This is a genomic window from Pseudonocardia xishanensis (assembly GCF_039541715.1).
In the GTDB taxonomy this organism is placed as follows: domain Bacteria; phylum Actinomycetota; class Actinomycetes; order Mycobacteriales; family Pseudonocardiaceae; genus Pseudonocardia; species Pseudonocardia xishanensis.
Map to the genome: position 1 here is coordinate 20,608 of NZ_BAABGT010000032.1, position 17,153 is coordinate 37,760.

A 17,153-nucleotide genomic window follows, 5' to 3' on the forward strand; every position below is an offset into this window, starting at 1 on the left:
CGAGGGTCGGTCAGAGACCGGCGCCGCCGATTGCGAACTCAGTGCGCTGGTTGAACATGTCGACGTCGACCGCGGAGTCGAAGTGGTTCTCGTTGTCGATATTGACCGTCTTGCCGAGTAGGCCGTCGTTCGCGGCCTGCACGAGCCCGCGCTGTACGGCGGCTGCGAGGTCGCCGTCACGCCGTCCCTGGACGGGACGGGGACGCGCGAGGGTGTCGACCAGCGTCTCGAACGACCGGGTCTGCCGGGGGTCGAGGACGCGCTCCGCCTTGCCCGAGAGATTGGTCGCGGACATGCCGTGCCCGAGCACACCGCCGCGGTCGGCAACGAAGTGGTACCGCTCGTTGAACATGCGGTGCCCGGCGCCGACCGGCCCACCGACGCGGAAGCCGACGCCCCCGGCGGACTCGACGTTCACGCCGTTGATCGTCGCGGCCATGTGGCCCGGGTTGCCGCGGAACGACCCGATGTTGATCCCGGGACCGAATCCACGCTGGACGCCCGGCCAGGGCATCGAGCCGGTGCCGCCACGACGGCGGTAGGGGTTGAGTCCCTGGGCGACGTTGAGCAGCGCGGCGACCGCGCCCGAGCAGTCGTAGCCAGCGGGGCCACTGCCACCCCAGATGTATGGACGTCCGATCTGAGTCCGGGCCCAGGCCAACGCTCCGGCGGCCCCCGCTCCGCCGCCCCAGTTGCCCGCGTCGCCCGCGGCGGCCTGGGCCGCCTGGTAGCTCTTGATCCGCTCGGTGATCCTCGGCGCCATCTGCTCGGCGAGGCGTCCGGCGACGCTGCCGTGCAGGTCGGTGGCGATCCGCGGGTACGGGATCGTGCCTGCCTGGAACACTCCGCCGCTGCGGAACGCTGCGGCGTCACCGCGGCGTCCCTCGCCCGCGCGGACCCGGTATGCGTCGAGCACGCGAGCGGCGGCCGAGGTGCCGCCGGTGCGGGCGGCCCGGTTGATGGCGTCCACTCCGGCGATCCCGAGCGCACGGGTCGCCTCGGGACGGAGGATGGCCTCCCCTCCGGACAGGTGCAGTGCGCCCGCCGTCGGTGACCAGAAGTGGTGATCATCAACCCCGGGCGACCAGCCAGGCAGCACGCCGCCAGCGGCGCGCGTGACGCCGCCGCCGCCGATACGGGGGTCGATGTTGCGCACCACGCCGGAGCCGTCGGTCCAGGTGATGGTCCCGACCTTCCCCTCGCCCGTGACGGTGAAGTTGCCGTCCGGCAGGGTGCTCACCCGGTCGGCGAGGTTGATCAGCTCGGTGCGGAGCGGGTCCTTCGTTCGTGCCGCGAGCTCCAGGTACGTGTCCCGCTGAGCTCGTGCGGAGGCTGCCGCGCCGTCGGAGCGCCCGGCCGCCGTGGCGTCGGCCTCGGCCTTCTGACCGGCAGCCTCGGCGGCTCGCACCGCTGCCTCTCGCACCGAGAGGATGGCGTCGCGGCCTTCGAGCGATGATGCGCTGTGCGTGCGGAGGGTTTCGGTCGCGCGGGCGACGGCCTGGTCGTACGTGAGCTTCGCGCGCTGCGCCGCCATGTCGGCCGACACAGCGCCGTTCATCACGTCGTTCTGGTAGGTGACCGAGGCGGTCATGCGGTCCACGCCGTCGCGCGCCATGATCTGCGCGATCTCGACCTCGCGGGTAGCCGTCTGGTAGCGGCCGAGAGCGCCGACCGCCGCGTCGCTGGTGGCGCCGTGGCGTGCGACCTCACGCGTGTAGTCCTGCTGGGCGAGGTAGGCCTGTGCGGTAGCTCGCGTAACGGGATCGGTGGCCCACGTCTGAGCGAGGATCTTGCTGGTGACGTTGGCGACCGCCTCGGCGTGCTTGTCCGCCTCGCGGGCCCCGCTCGTCTCGGCCTCGATCTTGTCCAGCAGGGCGTCCCGGGACTCGCCGGAGGCCTCGCTCCGCTTGCGCTCGGCTGCCGTCCACTCGTCGATGGCACCGATCCATGCGGACTGCCGGTTCTGGAGCTGAGTCTGCTCCTCGCGGACCGCGTCCTCGAAGGTCTTCGAGCCCGCCACGACCGAGGTCGCGAGGTCGTCGGCCTTGGACTTCATCCTGTCGTACGCGGTTGCGCCGATCGCCAGCGCGGCCACCGCGCCGACCACGGCGGGATGGATACCGGCGAGGGCGCCGACAACGCCCCTCGTGCCCTTCTCCGCGCCGTTCGCGGCCTTCCCGATCCCGGTCAGCGCGGCGACCGCGGGCGCCGCGGAGACGGCGGTCAGGCCCTTGATCGCCAGGTTCACGGCTCCGAGCGTGGCGACCAGCGCCATCAGCGGAGTCCCGACCGGGCTGTTGGCGATCGCCGCGAGAACGTCGGCCAGGGTGCGGAGGATCGCCAGGGTCGGCCCCCCGAGCGGGGCTGCCGCCTCGGCCACCTCGATCAGCGCGCCCGCGATGGCGCCGATCGTCGCGAGCACCTGCGGGCCCATCTCCCGGCTGTAGGTGACGAACTCGCGGAACCCTCGGGTGTCGTCGAGCGTCTCGGCCCACCGAGCGAACCGATCGGTCATGCCGTCGAGCCCCGAAATCATGTCGCGGGCCAGCGGGTTGAACGCCATCTGGAGACCTGCGAAGCCGCGGGCGATGTTCCCGACCGAGGATCCCAGGTCGTCGATCGTGGCGCGGGCGTTCGCGCGCAGGAACGCGAAGTACCGGTTCCACGTGGGGTCGTCGAGCGCCGTCGCGCCCCGGTCGACCAGGTCACCGAGGGCGTCGGCCACCTCGTTGATCAGCGGGCCGACCGTCGGGGCCAGGGCCTTGAGCTGTCGCAGGCCGCGCTCCACACCCGGGAGCATCGCGTCCTGTGCGCCGTGCCGGAGGCGTTCCAGCGCCGGGTCCATCTCGCGGTTCCAGAACGTGACGAACGCGCGACCACTCGCAGACAGCTCGTCCAACGCGGCCTTCGCGGCCTTCGCGTTGGCCTTGGTCGGGTCCTCGGCGGCCTTCTGAGTCTTCTCGATCGCGTCGCCGATCCCAGTCAGAGCCAAAGCGGCCACACCCACTCCGGCCACCACGGTGCCCGCGGTCGCCCCGAGGGCACCGAGCGCGCCGACCCCGACCGCCGAGGCGGCCACCGCGGCCGGACCGAGTGCCGTGATGCTGGAAGCCAGCACGCGGATGTCACGCCCGGCGGTGTCGGTGTCGATCCGGGCCTGTGCCGTGGCGGTGGTCCGGTCGAACTTCGCGAGCCTGCGTTCGAGCTGCTCGATCTTCGCGGTTGCGGCCTTGTCGCCGGTTACGCCGATCTTGCCCTCGGCCTTCGTGCGATCGAACCGCTCGGCCTTGTTGCGCAGCTTGTCGGTGGCGTCCGCGGCCCGCTCGGCACCTCGCACGTAGTCGCGCGAGTCCATCTTGAGCTTCGTGTTGATGGTCCTATCGGCCACGGTTCACCACCCGACCCGCCCGACGGTCGATGCCGTCGTGCGATGACCGGCGGACCGGGAGGATCGCAACCTCGTCGAGGTCGATCACCATGCCGTCGTCGTCGAGGCGCACGAGCCCGACGGCGACCGCGGCGCGCACCTCCTCGAGTGGAAGGGCGAGGGCTCGAGCGGCGTGCTCGATCGAGCACGGGCTCGAGGTCTCGAGAGTGCGACGGATGACCGGCGACGGTGGCCGGTCGTCGAGGCAGGGGATGCGCATGAGTGGTGCTCCGTGATGTTCGTGGCGGTGGCGGTTACGTGCGAGCGGTGATCGGTTTCGTTGCCGTGCTGGGTCGTGCTGGTCGGTCAGGCTGGGTCGGGCACTTGAGCGGCGGCGCGTCGTCGAGCGCGCCATCCGCGGGTGTAGTGCCGCTGGTACTCGCGGTTCGCGATCGTGCAGTGCGCACACCGGCAGCGATGGCCGACGTAGTGCGAGCGGGTGCCGTGCGGCAGCTCGGCCGAGGGCTGGATCATGAGGGGGTCCCGGGAGTCGCGAGGGGATGGGGGCGCGGTGGCGGGCCCGGGGCGCGACCTCGGCGGTGGTGGCCCGCCGGGGGGAGAGGTCCCGGCGGGCCGAGGGCCGCCACAGCCGCGCATCGTCGGGGAGGAACCCGACTAGTTGACATGTTACTAGCGACCATTGACATGTCGTCAGGTCGCGTGCTAATAGGCTAGCTGTGCCGCGTGCACGAGCCCGCGGTGACGGGCTCGGCGAACAGGTCCAGCGACCGGCCGTCGCTGATCGAGATGCCGCCGCCGGCGGGCGAGCCGGGGACGGTCGTGATCATGAACCACGTCACCGCGCAACGCTCAGCCCACGCATCCGGCGTCCCCCAGCCCGCACGGCGCGCCACGGTGCCGGGGTCGGTGGCGGCCTCCAGGACGGCCAAGCGCCGCTCCACGAGCCAGCGCCAGGCATCCCGGGGGTCGTCGGCAGAGCCCACCTCCCGCACGGCCGCCCATCGGTCGCGGGAGTAGCGCCGCGGGTCGCCGGTGGCGTGCTCGTCGGCGACCAGGTGCCAGTGATCCACCCCGGCTGCGCGCCAGCGGCCGGGGTCGTCGAGCACGAGGCCGGGGACCTCGGTGGGGATGTAGGTGGTGGTCGTCGTCACGCGCGGATGGTGCCGCGAGGCACCGACAGTTCCGGGGTGCCAGCTAAGCGGCCCGGCCAGCCCACGGGGCCCCGCCAGGGAAGATGGCCTCGATCACGAGGCGAACGTCGCCGCCGTGCGGGTGTAGCTCCACGAGGTGTGTGCGGCTGACCGTGCCGTTCTCGAACAGCGGGGCATAGAGCCACTCGCCATCCATCGCGTCGTCCACGTGGCGGACCTCGGCGCCGCCACGACGCCACACCCGCCACGTCGGCGTGCCGTCCTCCTCGCGGAACCAGAAGGGCTCAACCGGTGGTGCGAGCACCTGGCGGCTTTCGGGGGGTGCCGGGCGGCGCGCTGCACCAGCGGGCGCGCCGGGCCGGGGTCGGATCGGCCGGGGTGCTGTCGCGGCCGGATCGGATGCGGCCCCCGGCCTCGCGGCCGGCGACGCCGCACGCGGCTTGCCGGGGTAGTCGATATCGGCCGCTGACCGGGGCCGTCCATTCGGCGGCCCCGGGTTGGTGATCAGTCGCCGGGGTCGGGTCGGAGCCTTGGCCGAAATGATCATGTCGTCCTCCCCGTCGTCAGGGTCGGCCGGGCCCGCCCCGAGCGGGGCCCGGTCCGTACCCTCCGCTTCGTCGTTCACCCCGGCATCGCGCGCGTGCGCGCGTTCGGAACGTTCGATCGGTACCGACTCGGTGGTGCCTCGTCGGTACGACTCGTCGGTACGGGGTCCCAGTTCGGGACCCCCGAGGGTCCCACTTCGGGACCCCTCTGACGCTGAATCGGGACCCCCGACGTCTCGGATCGGGACCCCGGCATCCGACCCCGCAGGGGTCCCACTTCGGGACCCCCCGCGGTCGCGGAGTCGGGCGTGTATCGCCCTCTCCTGGGCTACGAGTCGGGCGTCGTCGAGCGCCACCGGTGGCACGGCGAGGAAGTACACCTTGCACCCGCCCCGGGTCGCGCCGGTCGGCGCGAGGAACCCGGCGTCCACTAGCTCACGCCGAGCTACCTTGACGTGGTTGATGCCCTTGCCGACCTCCACCGCGATTGTCTCGGCGGAGAGGAAGATCGTGGCGTCGCGGGAGTGCGAGCGCAGGTGGATCGCGACGGCGACCGCGAGCACACGTGCCCTCTGCGGGAACCTGCGAACCACCGCCCGCAACCACTCGTCACGCCATGCGAGCCCGTGATTCACGTCTGCCGCCTCTCGGCACGCCAGGCGATCTCCGGCTCCCTACACCAGTACCCCTCCGTGAACCACCGCGGGATGCTCAGGAAAAGCTCGTCACCCGACGACGCGAGGAGTCCGGCGTCGTCTCGGAGCGACCGCAGGGCCGACCGGACCGCGGCGACCTGGACGCGCAGGCGGCGCGAGAGCGCGAGCTCGTCGAGCTTCACGCGGCCCGCGGCATCGGCCCCGGCGATGATCGCCCGCGCGGCCTCGATCGTGACCGCGGCCTCGGGGTGGCCGCGGTCGATGGCGAGGTTCGCGGCGTCGCGCCACGCGGTGTGAAGGGACCGCGCGGCGGCTCCCGGCCTGGTGATCATGGCGTCTCCTACCGTCAGTCGTCGGCGAGCAGGTCGCGCATGAACGCGGGCGCGACCATCGCGAGCAGCGGGCGGAGCGCGGCCTCCGGCGCGAGCTGCGCCAGCGCCTCGCCCGCGTCGGCGGCCGACACCGAGTTGTCAAACGGCCGGATGGCCGCGGTGATCGCCCGGTCGATGAGGATCATGGCCTCGGTGCGTGTGATCACGCCGCACCGCCGTCGCGACGCCTGCGGCGCGCCTGGGCGGAGCGCAGCGCCATCCGGGTCATGTGGGCGCGCCGGTAGTTCTCGACGGCGCGAGCCCGGTCCTGCGGGCTCATGACGCCGTCGGGGTCGACCCGGTCCTCGATCCGGCTGTCTCGTGCGGCGCGAGCTGCTGCGGTGGCTTCGGTCCGGTTCGGGCAGCGGGCCCATCGGGCGTGTGCGGCGGCGCGGGCCCGTAGGCTCCGCTCGGCCGGGGTGGAATCTGCTGGCATGCGTACAGCGTCCGAGGCCCCGGCGACGTGTCGTCACGCCGCGACACGTTCGCCTGACCAGCCGCAAGGCGTCTACGCAGGACGCGCCGCGGATTCGTGTCGCCCCCGGCGTGTCGCGCCACACGGCGACGCGCTGACAGCTACACCCGGTCGCCTCGGCGGAGCCGTTTGGCCGCCTCGCGGGCGCGCATGTCCGCGGCGGCCGACCCGTAGCGCTCCAGCATCGCATCCGACGACCACCCGGCAAGCCGCTTGAGGTCCCGTTCCTGGCCCCCGTTGAGGAGGAAGTCATGGGCGAAGGAGTGCCGGAACCGGTGCGGGTGAAGGTCAGGCACCCCGGCGGCCCTCCCCCGTACCGTCACCAGCTCACGCACCCCGTCCGGAGTGAGCGCGCCGCGCTCGCCGAGGAAGAACGCGTCGAGATGCGCCCACCGATGACGGCGGCGCTCACGCAGCCACCGGTCGAGCGCCCGCCCGGTGCGGGCGGCGAAGTACACCGGCCTGATCTTGCGGCCCTTGCCGAGGACCATCGCCATCTCGTGGTCGAGATCCACGTCGGCCACCGCGAGCCCGGTCAGCTCGGACACTCGGCACCCGGTGTCCAGCAGGAAGCGGATCACCGCCTCGTCGCGGCGCTCGTACCACCGGGTGCCCGCGCATGCCTTGAGCACCGCAGCGAGCTGATCATCGGTGAGGATCGGTACCGGCTTATCCGGCACCGCCGGCACGGCGAGGCCGTCCATCGGGTGCGCCGACAGCTCCCCCTCGGCCACCAACCACGTGCAGAACCGGTGCAGACCCTTCCATCGGGTCCGCACCGTGCCGGGGGCCTTGCCGGAGTCGACCAGCGCCGCGAGCCACTCACGGATGGCCACGCGGTTCAGCTCGTCGAGAGTGGCCGGTCTCCCCTGCTCGTCGAGCCACCGGGCGTAGAAGGTGACCGACTGCCCGTAGAGGCGGAGCGTCGAGTCACTCTTCCCCTCGGCGCGCAGATGCCGCCGGAAGCTGGACTCAAGATCGGAAAGTCGCTCGGCCACAGGTCTAGGTTATCGGGCGAGCATCCCTTATGCTAGACCGGCGCACAGCACCTCACGGGGCGTTGTCGCTGGTAGGACGCCGAGCCCGGCTCGGCTGGACCCGCATCGGCTCGCCGGGCATCTTCGGGTACTCGGGCGGGTAGGGCATCTCGCCCAGGCCGTCCTCCTCGTACCACTCCAGCGCGGTCCCGCAGCCGCCGCGCTCCGCGGTGTGCATCGCCGCGTGGGCGTCCCCCCGCTCGGCGAGCAGGCCGGGGACGGTGCGCAGGGTGAAGTCGTCCGGCTCGGCGCCCGCGAGATCGTCCCAGCTCAGCGGCATCGAGACGGTGGCGCGGGGCAGCCCGCGCACGGACCAGGCGCTGGCGATCGTGCGGTCCCGGGCGGCCTGGTTGAAGTCGAGGAACACGCGCTCGCCGCGCTCCTCCTTCCACCACGCGACCGTCGCCTTCTCCGGGATCCGGGCCGCCACCCGGCGCGCGATGGAGATCACCGCGCGGCGCACCTGGATGAAGTCCCACTCCGGGCGGATCGGCGCGAAGACGTGCAGCCCGCGCCCGCCCGAGGTCTTGGGCCACCCGGTCAGCCCGGCCTCGGTCAGCACCTCGCGCAGGACGCCCGCGACCGCCACCGCGTCGGCGAAGTCGGTGCCCGGCTGGGGGTCGAGGTCGATGCGGAGCTCGTCCGGGTGGTCGGTGTCCGGGCGGCGGACCGGCCACGGGTGGAAGTCCAGCGTGCCCATGTTGGCCGCCCATGCGATCGACGCGGGCTCGGTGGGGCAGAACGTGTCCGCGGTGCGGCCGCTGGGGAAGGTGACCTTCGCGGTTTCGATGAAGTCCGGGGCGCCCTTGGGCAGCCGCTTGGCGAAGAAGGGCTCGCCGTCCACCCCGTCCGGGTAGCGCTTGAGGTTGGTCGGCCGGTCCTTCAGCACCGCCAGCATCGGCGCGGAGACGGCGACGTAGTACTCCATCACCTCGCGCTTGGTGATCCCCGGCTCCGGGAAGACGACCTTGTCCGGGCTGGTCAGACGCACCTCGCGCCCGCCGACGTCCAGCAGGATGACCGACTTCGCCGCCATGGTCACCGAACCTACTACCCTCGGCCCCATGACCGAGGGCTGGACGCGTCGCTTCGACGACGATCTCGCAGGCCTCGATCCGGCGGACCCGGAGGCGCGGGCGTTCGCCCAGCACCTGGAGCGGATGCAGAAGGACCGGCCGTCGTTCACGGTCGAGGGGTACCTGGACGGCGTCTCCGACTTCGCCGAGTCGGCCACCCGCGCGCAGGGCGGGCGGTACTGGGCGGCGGTCCTGGTCGTCGTGTTGCTGCTGGTGGGCGTGGTGTGGGTGGTGGGGAACGCGCTGGTGATCATGGTCGGGGCATGGCTGTAGGCCGCCGCGCGTTGCACCCCACGGCAACCGATGCCGGGAAGGGTTAGCGTGAGCATCATGTCTTCATCAGTGGAGCCCGCCGCCAAGGTCGTCAAGAGCGACGAGGAGTGGCGGCAGCAGCTGACTCCGGCGGAGTACCAGGTCCTGCGGCAGGCGGGGACCGAGCGGCCGTTCGTCGGGGAGTACACCGACACGAAGACGGTCGGCGTCTACCACTGTCGGGCCTGCGGCGCGGAGCTGTTCAAGTCCGAGACCAAGTTCGAGTCGCACTGCGGCTGGCCGTCGTTCTACGCGCCGGAGGACGCCGCTGTGATCGAGAAGGTGGACACCTCACTCGGCATGCGCCGGGTCGAGGTGGTGTGCGCGAACTGCCACAGCCACCTCGGGCACGTGTTCGAGGGCGAGGGCTACCCCACGCCCACGGACCTGCGGTACTGCATCAACTCGATCTCGATGACGCTGGAGCCCGCGGAGTAGGCCCTACGGCAGTGTGGACACCAGGTCGCCGACCTGGACGCGGGGCCCCGTGTAGAAGGGGATCTCCTCGCGGACGTGTCGGCGGGCCTCGGTGCCGCGCAGGTGGCGCATGAGGTCGACGATCCGATGCAGCTCGTCCGCCTCGAACGCCAGGATCCACTCGTAGTCGCCGAGGGCGAAGGCGGGGACGGTGTTGGCGCGGACGTCCGGGTAGTCACGGGCCTCCTTGCCGTGGTCGGCGAGCATCGTCCGGCGCTCGTCGTCCGGCAGGAGGTACCACTCCAGCGACCGCACGAAGGGGTACACGCAGACGTACCGCTTCGGGTCCTCGCCCGCGAGGAACGCGGGGATGTGGCTCTTGTTGAACTCCGCGGGGCGGTGCAGCGCGACCTGGCTCCACACCGGCACGCTGGCGCGGCCGAGGGTGGTCTCGCGGCGGAGGTCGGCGTAGGCGGCCTGCAGGGCCTCCAGGTTGTCCGCGTGCCACCAGATCATGTAGTCCGCGTCCGCCCGGACACCCGCGAGGTCGTAGACCCCGCGCACCACGACACCCTTGCCCTGCAGCTGCTCCACGAACTCGGTCGCCTGCGTGGCCGCCGCGGCCCGGTCCTCCCCCAGCCTCCCGGGTTCCACCCGGAACACCGACCACATGGTGTAGCGGATCGTCGCGTTCAGCTCGGCGTAGTCGAGGCGGGCCATGGCATCCATGCTGCCACGCCCGACACCGCCCCCGACCGAGACCCACCCCACCCCCGCCCGCGAGTCCGACACCCCGCCGCGCGAGTCCCCCGTTTCCGCGCGCGAGTCCCCCACCTCCGACTCGCGAGTCCGACACGGGCCGATGCCCGGGTGCGGCGTTCGCCTCAGTCGGCGAGCAGGCCCGCCGCGATCCGGTCGGCCGCGGCGCGCGCGGTCTCGACGCAGGCGGGAACACCCACGCCGTGCAGGGCCGCGCCGACGAGCTCCAGCCCGGGCAGACCCGCCACCGCGGCCTCGATCGCCGCGACCCGCTCACCGTGGCCCACCGCGTACTGCGGCAGCCCGCCACCCCAACGCTGCACGTGCACCGCGACCGGCGCGGCCGCGATCCCGTGCAGAGTCTCGAGGTCCCGACGGGCGCGGGCGACGAGCTCGTCGTCGTCCACCTGCAGGGTCGCGGCCTCGCCGAACCTGCCCATCGACACGCGGAGCCGCAGCAGTCCGTCCGGCGAGACGTGCGCCCACTTGCTCGAGGAGTGCGTGGCCGCCTTGATCGCCAACGGCTCGTCCGCCGCGACGAGGACGCCCGAGGTGGCGGGCCCCGCGACTCCCTCGTACGCCAGTGCCACCACCACGGACGACGCGAGCTCGATCCCGCTCAGCGGTAGGGCGGCCGAGGTCCCGGCCAGCAGCCTCGCCGCCGCCGGTGCAGGCACGGCGAGCACCACGGCGTCGACGTCCAGCAGCTCGGGGGCGGTGGTCGGGCCGAGCAGCAGCCGCCACCCGGTCGCCGTCCGCTCCAGCCCCCGCACGGTCACCCCGAGCCGCAGCTCCGCCTTCGCCGCGGCGAGCAGCGCGTCGAGCAGGACGTGGTACCCCCCGCGCACCGCGCCGAACACCGGGCCCGCGACCGGGCCGGACACCCGGGGGCCGCCCGACCCCGTCCCGTCCTGTCCGACACGGGCGTCGGGGGTGGGGGACTCGCGCGCCGGAACCGGGGGACTCGCGGAGGGGTGGTGTCCGACCCGGGTGGTGGGGGTGGTGGCGGTGGTGGCCGCGGCGGTCAGGGACCCTGCGCCCTCGTCCAGGGCCCGGGCGAGGGTGGGGATGGTGGCCCTCAGGCCGAGGGAGTCGACCCGGCCCGCGTAGACGCCGCCCAGGAGGGGTTCGACCAGGCGCTCGGCGACCTCGTCGCCGAAGCGGGCCCGCAGGAGCCCGCCCAGGTTCGTGTCGGAGCCCCGCTCCCACACCAACGGGCGGTCGGGCTCCGCCGCGACGGCCGCGCGGGCCGAATCGGAGAGGACCGCGGACACGTCGGACCTCGCGGTCGGGACGCCCATGAGGGTCCCGGCGGGCATGCCGACCGTGCGGGCGCCCGCGCGGATCGTGGGCTTCGCGGCGGTGGGGTGCACGATCTCGGACGCGAGGCCCAGCTCGGTGAGCAGGGCCGGGACCTCGGGGCGGCGGGCGAGGAAGGCCTCGGCACCCACGTCGAACGGCTGTCCGGCGAGGTCGACGGTGTGCAGCACCCCGCCGACGCGGTCCCGCTGCTCCAGCAGGACGATCTCGGCGGCCGGGCCCAGCACGCTCCGCAGCCGGTGCGCGGCGGCGAGCCCGGAGACCCCCGCCCCGACCACGGCGACACGCATGCTCAGAGCGAGTGCACCAGCTCGACGGTCCGGGTGATCATGTCCGGGTCCGTGCCCGGCAGCACCCCGTGGCCGAGGTTGAACACGTGCGCGGGGGCGCGCCGTGCCTCGGCCGCGATCCGCCGGGTCTCGGCCTCGACCGAGGCGAAGTCCGCGAACAGCACGGCCGGGTCCAGGTTGCCCTGCACCGGCAGCCCGCCCGCGCGGTCCGACGCGACGTCCAGCGGGGTGCGCCAGTCGACACCGATGACGTCCGCCCCGGCCTCGGCCATGGCGCCGAGCAGCGAGCCCGTGCCCACGCCGAAGTGGAACCGCGGGACCTCGGTGATCCGGTCCAGCACCGACGCCGAGTGCGGCAGCACGAACCGCCGGTAGTCCCGCTCGGACAGCGCGCCCGCCCAGGAGTCGAACAGCTGCACCGCGTCCACCCCCGCGGCGATCTGCGCCTCGAGGAACGTGGCGGTGATCTGCGCGAGGTGCGCCATCAGCGCGTGCCAGACGTCCGGCGCGGAGTACATGAGCGCCTTGGTCCGCTCGTGGTTGCGGCTGGGGCCGCCCTCGATCAGATAGGACGCCAACGTGAACGGCGCGCCCGCGAACCCGATCAGCGGGGTCTCCCCCAGCTCGCGGACCAGCAGCCGCACCGCGTCCGTGACGTCCGACACCTGTGCCGCGGCCAGCGCGGGCAGGTTCGCCACGTCCCCCGCCGTGCGCACCGGGGAGGCCACGACGGGTCCCGTCCCCGACACGATGTCGACGCCGATACCCGCCGCGTACAGCGGGACGACGATGTCCGAGAACAGGATCGCCGCGTCCACCCCGTGCCTGCGGACCGGCTGCATCGTGATCTCGCACGTGAGCTCGGGGTCGAAGCAGGCCTGGAGCATGGAGGTGTCCGTGCGCAGCGCCCGGTACTCCGGCAGGGACCGCCCCGCCTGGCGCATGAACCACACCGGGAGGCGCGCGGGGCGCTCGCCCCGGGCCGCCGCGAGGAAGGGCGCGTCCGGCAGGGTCCGGCGGGCCAGAGCGGGGGTGTCGGCGGCGGGGTTCATCCGGGCCATTCTCCCACGTCCGGGCGACGGCACGCAGATCGACCCGATCGGAGCGCGGCGCGCCTGTCGCCGAGCCCCCGGCGCCCCACCTACAGTCCCGGCTCGTGCCAGATCCGTCCGTCCCGCCACCGGCGCCCGAGCCCTTCCGCAGTGCGGTCGCCGCGCTCGCCGCGCTGCGTCCCCGCCCCGAGCTGGTGGTGCGGCCGCTGGCGGCCCCGCCCCGGCTGGCCCCCTTCAGCTGGGCCATGAGCGTGGAGGCCGACATCGTCCACCGCGGGGACGGCACGGACGACCTCGACGAGCCGGACACCTCCGGCAGGCTGATCCTGCTCCACGACCCGGCGGGCCAGGAGGCGTGGGAGAGCACCTTCCGCTTCGTCTGCTTCGTCCAGGCGCGGCTGGAGTCCGAACAGCTGGGCGACGAGATGCTGCCCGTGGTCGCCTGGTCCTGGCTCACCGAGGCGCTCGGCGGCCTCGGGGCGGGGCACCGGGCGTTGGGCGGCACCGTGACCCAGACCTCGTCGGTCCGCTTCGGTGATCTGGCGGGCCCGGCGCGGGACGACGACGTCGAGCTGCGGGCCTCCTGGAGCCCGTCGCGCGAGACGGACGACATGGCCGCGCACGGCGCCGCGTTCCACCAGCTGGTGGCCACGGCCGCGGGGTTGCCCCCGGCGGGCGTGCCGAAGCTTGCGGAGCGAAGCAATGAGCGCCGAACGGTCGCAGAGAGTTTGCGACCGTGAACGCGCTGGTCACGAACCCGTGACGCAGCGTCGATCACCCGGATGGGGGCATCAGCGCCGACAACGCTGTAACTTTCCTCCGGAGAAGTTCGATCGGATACACGACGTTAGACCGCTTGGGGGGTACAGTTCCTCCACGACACCTCCTCGGGCGGGCGAGACACAACTCTCTGTCCGTCACCGGGGTGCCGGTGTTGGTCGGGGGGCAACGACCGACTCCAGGGAGGTAGTGACGTGGCCGTAGTAGGCCAGGGCACACCCTTGCGCGGCACTTCGGGTGCCGTGCTTCAGCCCGCGATGGTTCCTCATCCGCGGGAAGAGCAGTTCTCCGTGTTGGTCGTGGACGGCCACCCGCTCCTGCGGGAGGCCATCACCGCCCGCCTGCGCTCCATGGGCGCGGGCACGGTGCACGAGGCCGCGTCGGTGGCGGAGGCGAGGGCTCGGGCGCAGGCGAACGGGCCGTGCGACCTCGCGATCCTCGACCTCGGTCTGCCGGACGGCAGCGGCCTCGATCTCGTCACGGAGCTGCGCCAGCTCGGCTGGAACCGGCTCGTGGTGCTGGCCAGCTCGGACGACCCGTACGCGGTCCGATCGGCCTTCCAGGCGGGCGCTCAGGCCTACCTGCTGAAGTCCGCGTCGCCCGCCGTGGTGACCGACGGTGTCAAGCGGGTCCTCGACGGCGGCGTCTACGCCGACCCGACGGTGGCCCCGCTGCTCGCCACCGGCACCCGCGTCCCGGGGACGGACAACACCCCGCGTGAGCTGTCGGCGCGCGAGGTCGAGGTCCTGCAGCTGGTGGCGGACGGGCAGTCGAACAAGGAGATCGGCGAGGCGCTCAACCTCTCCGCGCTCACCGTCAAGAGCCACCTGTCCCGGATAGGGCGCAAGCTCGGCACCGGTGACCGGGCCCAGATGGTCGCGTTGGCCATGCGAGCGGGAGTCATCCGCTAGGTGAGCCGGCACGGCACGGGGGGCGGGCCGGATCCGCAGCACGACGATGCGGAGTCCGGCCCCTCCGCCGTGCCCTTGTTACGCCCCGCGGACGGTCTGCCCGAGGTCGTCGGGGACCGCGCGGGGCTGGACCGGACGGTCGCGGCGCTCGCCGCCGGGACCGGTCCGATCGCGGTCGACGCCGAGCGCGCCTCGGGCTTCCGCTACTCGCAGCGCGCCTACCTGGTGCAGCTGCGCCGCGCCGGGTCCGGGTCCGCGCTGGTCGACCCGGTCCCGTTGGGCGGGGACCTGTCCGGGCTGGCGGCCGCGATGGACGGGCCGGAGTGGGTGCTCCACGCCGCGTCCCAGGACCTGCCCTGTCTGGCCGAGGCGGGGCTGCGGCCCGCGTCGCTGTTCGACACGGAGCTGGCGGGGCGCCTGGCAGGCCTCCCCCGCGTCGGGCTGGGGCCGCTGACCGAGCGCATGCTCGGGCTCGCCCTGGAGAAGGGGCACGGCGCGGCGGACTGGTCCCGGCGCCCACTGCCCGAGGACTGGCTGGTGTACGCCGCGCTGGACGTCGAGGTGCTCGTCGAGCTCCGGGACGTACTGGCGGACCTGCTGGAGGAGCAGGGCAAGCTGGCGTGGGCCTACGAGGAGTTCGAGGCGGTCCGCACCGCCGGTCCCCCGCCGCCGCGTACCGATCCGTGGCGACGGACCTCCGGGATCCACAAGGTGCGCAGGCCCCGCGCGTTGGCCGCCGTCCGGGCACTGTGGGAGGCGCGGGACAGCCTCGCCGCCGAGCGGGACGTGGCCCCCGGGCGCGTCCTACCGGACGCCGCGATCATCGACGCGGCCACGACCAACCCCACGGACGTCCGGGCGCTCGCGCAGCTGCCGGTGTTCCGCGGGCGGGCCCAGCGCAGGCTGGAGTCCTACTGGTTCGCGGCGCTGCAGTCGGCGCAGGCGCTGCCGGACTCCGAGCTCCCCCGCGCCGTGGCCGCGACCGATGGCCCTCCCCCGGTCTCCCGCTGGGCGGACCGCGACCCGGCCGCGGCGGCCCGGCTCGCCGCCGCCCGGGCCGGACTGACCGAGCTCTCCGAACACTGGTCGATCCCGATGGAGAACCTGCTCCAGCCCGACCTCATGCGCCGACTCTGCTGGGCACCCCCGTCCGACGCGGACGTGGCCGGGTTCCTGAGCGCGGGCGGGGCCCGGAACTGGCAGATCGGCCTGACCACCCCGGTGCTCGAGAAGGCCCTGGCGGCGCGCCCGAGCTGAGGCACCCGCCCGGGCACGTGTCGTGCTCCCAGCGCGGCACGATCGCCGGAACCGTGCGCTCAGCGCTGCGACGACGACGCTGTGCGCACGAAACGTGCCCTCACCGGGGCGCTACTGGACGGCGCGCTCCCGCTTCACGGAGCGGGCGGTGCGGCGGAGGGTGGTGAGGCCGCCCCTGACCTTGCGCAGCGCCTCCACCTGCGTGGCCTTGTGCAGCTGGTAGCGCCAGGCCTCCGGGTGGTCGCCGCGGCGGTCCAGCAGGGTGTAGGCGAAGCGGATCGGGTCCTGGGTGTCCAGGTAGCGGTCCACCTCCTCGAACCAGGTCATGTTGCGCAGCGCCTGCGCCTGCACCCGGCCGACGTCGGCCCGGCGGACCGCGTCGTAGTCCCGCAGGGCGGCGGGCAGGTCGGCACCGAACAGCCGCACGGACTCCGCGAGCCGCACCGCGTCCTGCACCCCCAGGACCGTGCCGGAGCCGATGCCGAAGTGCGTGGTGTGCGCGGCGTCCCCGGCGAGCACGACGTTGTCCTGCACCCAGGTCTCGTTGCGGAGGTGGCGGAAGCGCAGCCACGGCTCCGCGGTGCCCGTGCCGCCCACAGCGCCCGGGGGGCGCAGCAGCGCCGCACCGTCCAGCGGGCCGGCGAAGATCTGCTCGAGGCGGCGGATGCCCGCGTCGACGTCCCCGTCCAGCCCGAGGCCCTGCCAGACCTCCGGCCCGCACTCGACGATGCACGTGCTGGTGCCGCCGGTCGACGGGTAGGCGTAGAACCAGATCCAGCCCGCGTCCGTGTGCTCGAAGGCGAAGGTGAAGCGCGGCAGGTACTTCTCGGTGCCGAGCCAGATGTACCGGTTGCGGCCGGTGGTGACCGACGTGCCGTACTCGCCGGCGCCCCGGATCCGGCTGCCCGCCCCGTCGGAGGCGATGACCAGGTCCGCCTCCGAGCCGATCCCCGCCGGGTCGTCGACGGGGGTCTCCCACGACAGCCGCACCCCCAGCTCGGCGGCGCGCGCCACCAGTACCTCCAGCAGCGCGGCGCGGCCCATCGAGAAGCCGTACTTGCCGCCGATGTGCACCGGCTCGCACCCGCCGATCCGGACGACCTGGTCGCGCCACAGGATGGCGGCGTCCCGGATCGCCCGGCCGGACTCGGGGTCGTGGCGGTAGAGGTCGTCCAGCAGGTCCTCGCCGAACGTGATGCCCCAGCCGTGCGTGGCCCCGGGAGCGTTGCGTTCCCTGACCTCGACCTCGAGGATCGGGTCGGCCCGCTTGAGCAGGACCGCCGCCGTCAGGCCCGCAGGCCCCCCGCCGATGCACAGGACCTTCCGCACGCGATCGCCTCCCGCACCCACGTCTGT

At 73.3% G+C, this 17,153-nt stretch carries 18 protein-coding genes; 5 read left to right on the forward strand and 13 right to left on the reverse strand.

Annotated features, from left to right (window positions below; genetic code table 11):
- Positions 1-10: 10 nt before the first annotated feature.
- From ABD993_RS13080 to ligD, 9 genes are all read right to left on the reverse strand, one after another.
- Positions 11-3,388, reverse strand: a complete 3,378-nt coding sequence (locus tag ABD993_RS13080) for a hypothetical protein (RefSeq protein ID WP_345416627.1) — start codon at positions 3,386-3,388, stop codon at positions 11-13.
- A complete protein-coding gene (locus ABD993_RS13085; protein WP_345416630.1) occupies positions 3,378-3,647 on the reverse strand; it encodes a hypothetical protein in 270 nt (89 codons plus the stop codon). Before ABD993_RS13085 ends, ABD993_RS13080 begins: the two co-directional genes overlap by 11 nt.
- Before the next feature lie 451 nt (positions 3,648-4,098).
- Positions 4,099-4,539: a hypothetical protein gene (locus tag ABD993_RS13090; protein WP_345416633.1), complete on the reverse strand. Its 441-nt coding sequence runs from the start codon at positions 4,537-4,539 to the stop codon at positions 4,099-4,101.
- Between the two features lie 43 nt (positions 4,540-4,582).
- On the reverse strand, positions 4,583-5,164 hold the full coding sequence (locus tag ABD993_RS13095) for a hypothetical protein (RefSeq protein ID WP_345416636.1): 582 nt from the start codon (positions 5,162-5,164) through the stop codon (positions 4,583-4,585).
- A gap of 551 nt (positions 5,165-5,715) precedes the next feature.
- Positions 5,716-6,072 carry a hypothetical protein gene (locus ABD993_RS13100; RefSeq protein WP_345416639.1) on the reverse strand — a complete coding sequence of 119 codons (357 nt, stop codon included), beginning with the start codon at positions 6,070-6,072 and terminating at the stop codon, positions 5,716-5,718.
- A gap of 14 nt (positions 6,073-6,086) precedes the next feature.
- Complete coding sequence (locus ABD993_RS13105) at positions 6,087-6,278, reverse strand: hypothetical protein (protein ID WP_345416642.1); 192 nt, start codon at positions 6,276-6,278, stop codon at positions 6,087-6,089.
- Positions 6,275-6,547: a hypothetical protein gene (locus tag ABD993_RS13110; protein ID WP_345416645.1), complete on the reverse strand. Its 273-nt coding sequence runs from the start codon at positions 6,545-6,547 to the stop codon at positions 6,275-6,277. The genes ABD993_RS13105 and ABD993_RS13110 overlap by 4 nt, the downstream gene beginning before the upstream one ends.
- Positions 6,548-6,687: 140 nt before the next feature.
- A complete protein-coding gene (locus tag ABD993_RS13115) occupies positions 6,688-7,584 on the reverse strand; it encodes a tyrosine-type recombinase/integrase (protein ID WP_345416648.1) in 897 nt (298 codons plus the stop codon).
- A gap of 52 nt (positions 7,585-7,636) precedes the next feature.
- Complete coding sequence (ligD, locus tag ABD993_RS13120; RefSeq protein ID WP_345416651.1) at positions 7,637-8,659, reverse strand: non-homologous end-joining DNA ligase; 1,023 nt, start codon at positions 8,657-8,659, stop codon at positions 7,637-7,639.
- A gap of 28 nt (positions 8,660-8,687) precedes the next feature.
- On the opposite strand from ligD, the gene ABD993_RS13125 reads away from it, so the two are divergent.
- Positions 8,688-8,972, forward strand: coding sequence for a hypothetical protein (locus ABD993_RS13125; RefSeq protein ID WP_345416654.1), 285 nt, complete (start codon positions 8,688-8,690; stop codon positions 8,970-8,972).
- A 57-nt stretch (positions 8,973-9,029) separates the two neighbouring features.
- Entirely contained in the window at positions 9,030-9,449 is a 420-nt protein-coding gene (gene msrB, locus ABD993_RS13130) for a peptide-methionine (R)-S-oxide reductase MsrB (protein WP_345416657.1), read from the forward strand.
- 3 nt (positions 9,450-9,452) lie between these two features.
- On the opposite strand, the gene hemQ is transcribed toward msrB, so the two are convergent.
- The 3 genes from hemQ to hemE form a co-directional block, all read right to left on the reverse strand.
- A complete protein-coding gene (gene hemQ / locus ABD993_RS13135; protein WP_345416660.1) occupies positions 9,453-10,148 on the reverse strand; it encodes a hydrogen peroxide-dependent heme synthase in 696 nt (231 codons plus the stop codon).
- Positions 10,149-10,312: 164 nt separating this feature from the next.
- A complete protein-coding gene (gene hemG, locus ABD993_RS13140) occupies positions 10,313-11,797 on the reverse strand; it encodes a protoporphyrinogen oxidase (RefSeq protein ID WP_345416663.1) in 1,485 nt (494 codons plus the stop codon).
- A 2-nt stretch (positions 11,798-11,799) separates the two neighbouring features.
- Positions 11,800-12,858 (reverse strand): uroporphyrinogen decarboxylase, encoded by a 1,059-nt coding sequence (hemE, locus tag ABD993_RS13145; protein ID WP_345416666.1) that lies wholly within the window; start codon positions 12,856-12,858, stop codon positions 11,800-11,802.
- 95 nt (positions 12,859-12,953) lie between these two features.
- Between hemE and ABD993_RS13150 the strand changes: the two genes are divergently transcribed.
- The 3 genes from ABD993_RS13150 to ABD993_RS13160 all read left to right on the forward strand — a co-directional run bounded on the left by ABD993_RS13150 (position 12,954) and on the right by ABD993_RS13160 (position 15,797).
- The gene (locus ABD993_RS13150; RefSeq protein ID WP_345416669.1) at positions 12,954-13,589 is read left to right on the forward strand and encodes a DUF3000 domain-containing protein; all 636 of its coding nucleotides are present in this window, start codon (positions 12,954-12,956) and stop codon (positions 13,587-13,589) included.
- A 297-nt stretch (positions 13,590-13,886) separates the two neighbouring features.
- Positions 13,887-14,540 carry a LuxR C-terminal-related transcriptional regulator gene (locus ABD993_RS13155; RefSeq protein ID WP_345416672.1) on the forward strand — a complete coding sequence of 218 codons (654 nt, stop codon included), beginning with the start codon at positions 13,887-13,889 and terminating at the stop codon, positions 14,538-14,540.
- A 69-nt stretch (positions 14,541-14,609) separates the two neighbouring features.
- The gene (locus tag ABD993_RS13160; RefSeq protein ID WP_345416673.1) at positions 14,610-15,797 is read left to right on the forward strand and encodes an HRDC domain-containing protein; all 1,188 of its coding nucleotides are present in this window, start codon (positions 14,610-14,612) and stop codon (positions 15,795-15,797) included.
- 111 nt (positions 15,798-15,908) lie between these two features.
- Here the strand turns inward: ABD993_RS13160 and ABD993_RS13165 are convergent, their stop codons facing one another.
- Positions 15,909-17,126, reverse strand: coding sequence for an FAD-dependent monooxygenase (locus tag ABD993_RS13165; protein ID WP_345416676.1), 1,218 nt, complete (start codon positions 17,124-17,126; stop codon positions 15,909-15,911).
- Positions 17,127-17,153 lie beyond the last annotated feature (27 nt).

Excerpts from the sequence above, each read along its gene's own strand:
- ABD993_RS13085 (WP_345416630.1), bottom strand. The coding sequence starts at position 3,647 with ATGCGCATCCCCTGCCTCGACGACCGGCCACCGTCGCCGGTCATCCGT.
- ABD993_RS13100 (WP_345416639.1), bottom strand. The coding sequence starts at position 6,072 with ATGATCACCAGGCCGGGAGCCGCCGCGCGGTCCCTTCACACCGCGTGG.
- ABD993_RS13110 (WP_345416645.1), bottom strand. The coding sequence starts at position 6,547 with ATGCCAGCAGATTCCACCCCGGCCGAGCGGAGCCTACGGGCCCGCGCC.
- ligD (WP_345416651.1), bottom strand. The coding sequence starts at position 8,659 with ATGGCGGCGAAGTCGGTCATCCTGCTGGACGTCGGCGGGCGCGAGGTG.
- ABD993_RS13125 (WP_345416654.1), top strand. The coding sequence starts at position 8,688 with ATGACCGAGGGCTGGACGCGTCGCTTCGACGACGATCTCGCAGGCCTC.
- msrB (WP_345416657.1), top strand. The coding sequence starts at position 9,030 with ATGTCTTCATCAGTGGAGCCCGCCGCCAAGGTCGTCAAGAGCGACGAG.
- hemQ (WP_345416660.1), bottom strand. The coding sequence starts at position 10,148 with ATGGCCCGCCTCGACTACGCCGAGCTGAACGCGACGATCCGCTACACC.
- hemG (WP_345416663.1), bottom strand. The coding sequence starts at position 11,797 with ATGCGTGTCGCCGTGGTCGGGGCGGGGGTCTCCGGGCTCGCCGCCGCG.
- hemE (WP_345416666.1), bottom strand. The coding sequence starts at position 12,858 with ATGGCCCGGATGAACCCCGCCGCCGACACCCCCGCTCTGGCCCGCCGG.
- ABD993_RS13155 (WP_345416672.1), top strand. The coding sequence starts at position 13,887 with ATGGTTCCTCATCCGCGGGAAGAGCAGTTCTCCGTGTTGGTCGTGGAC.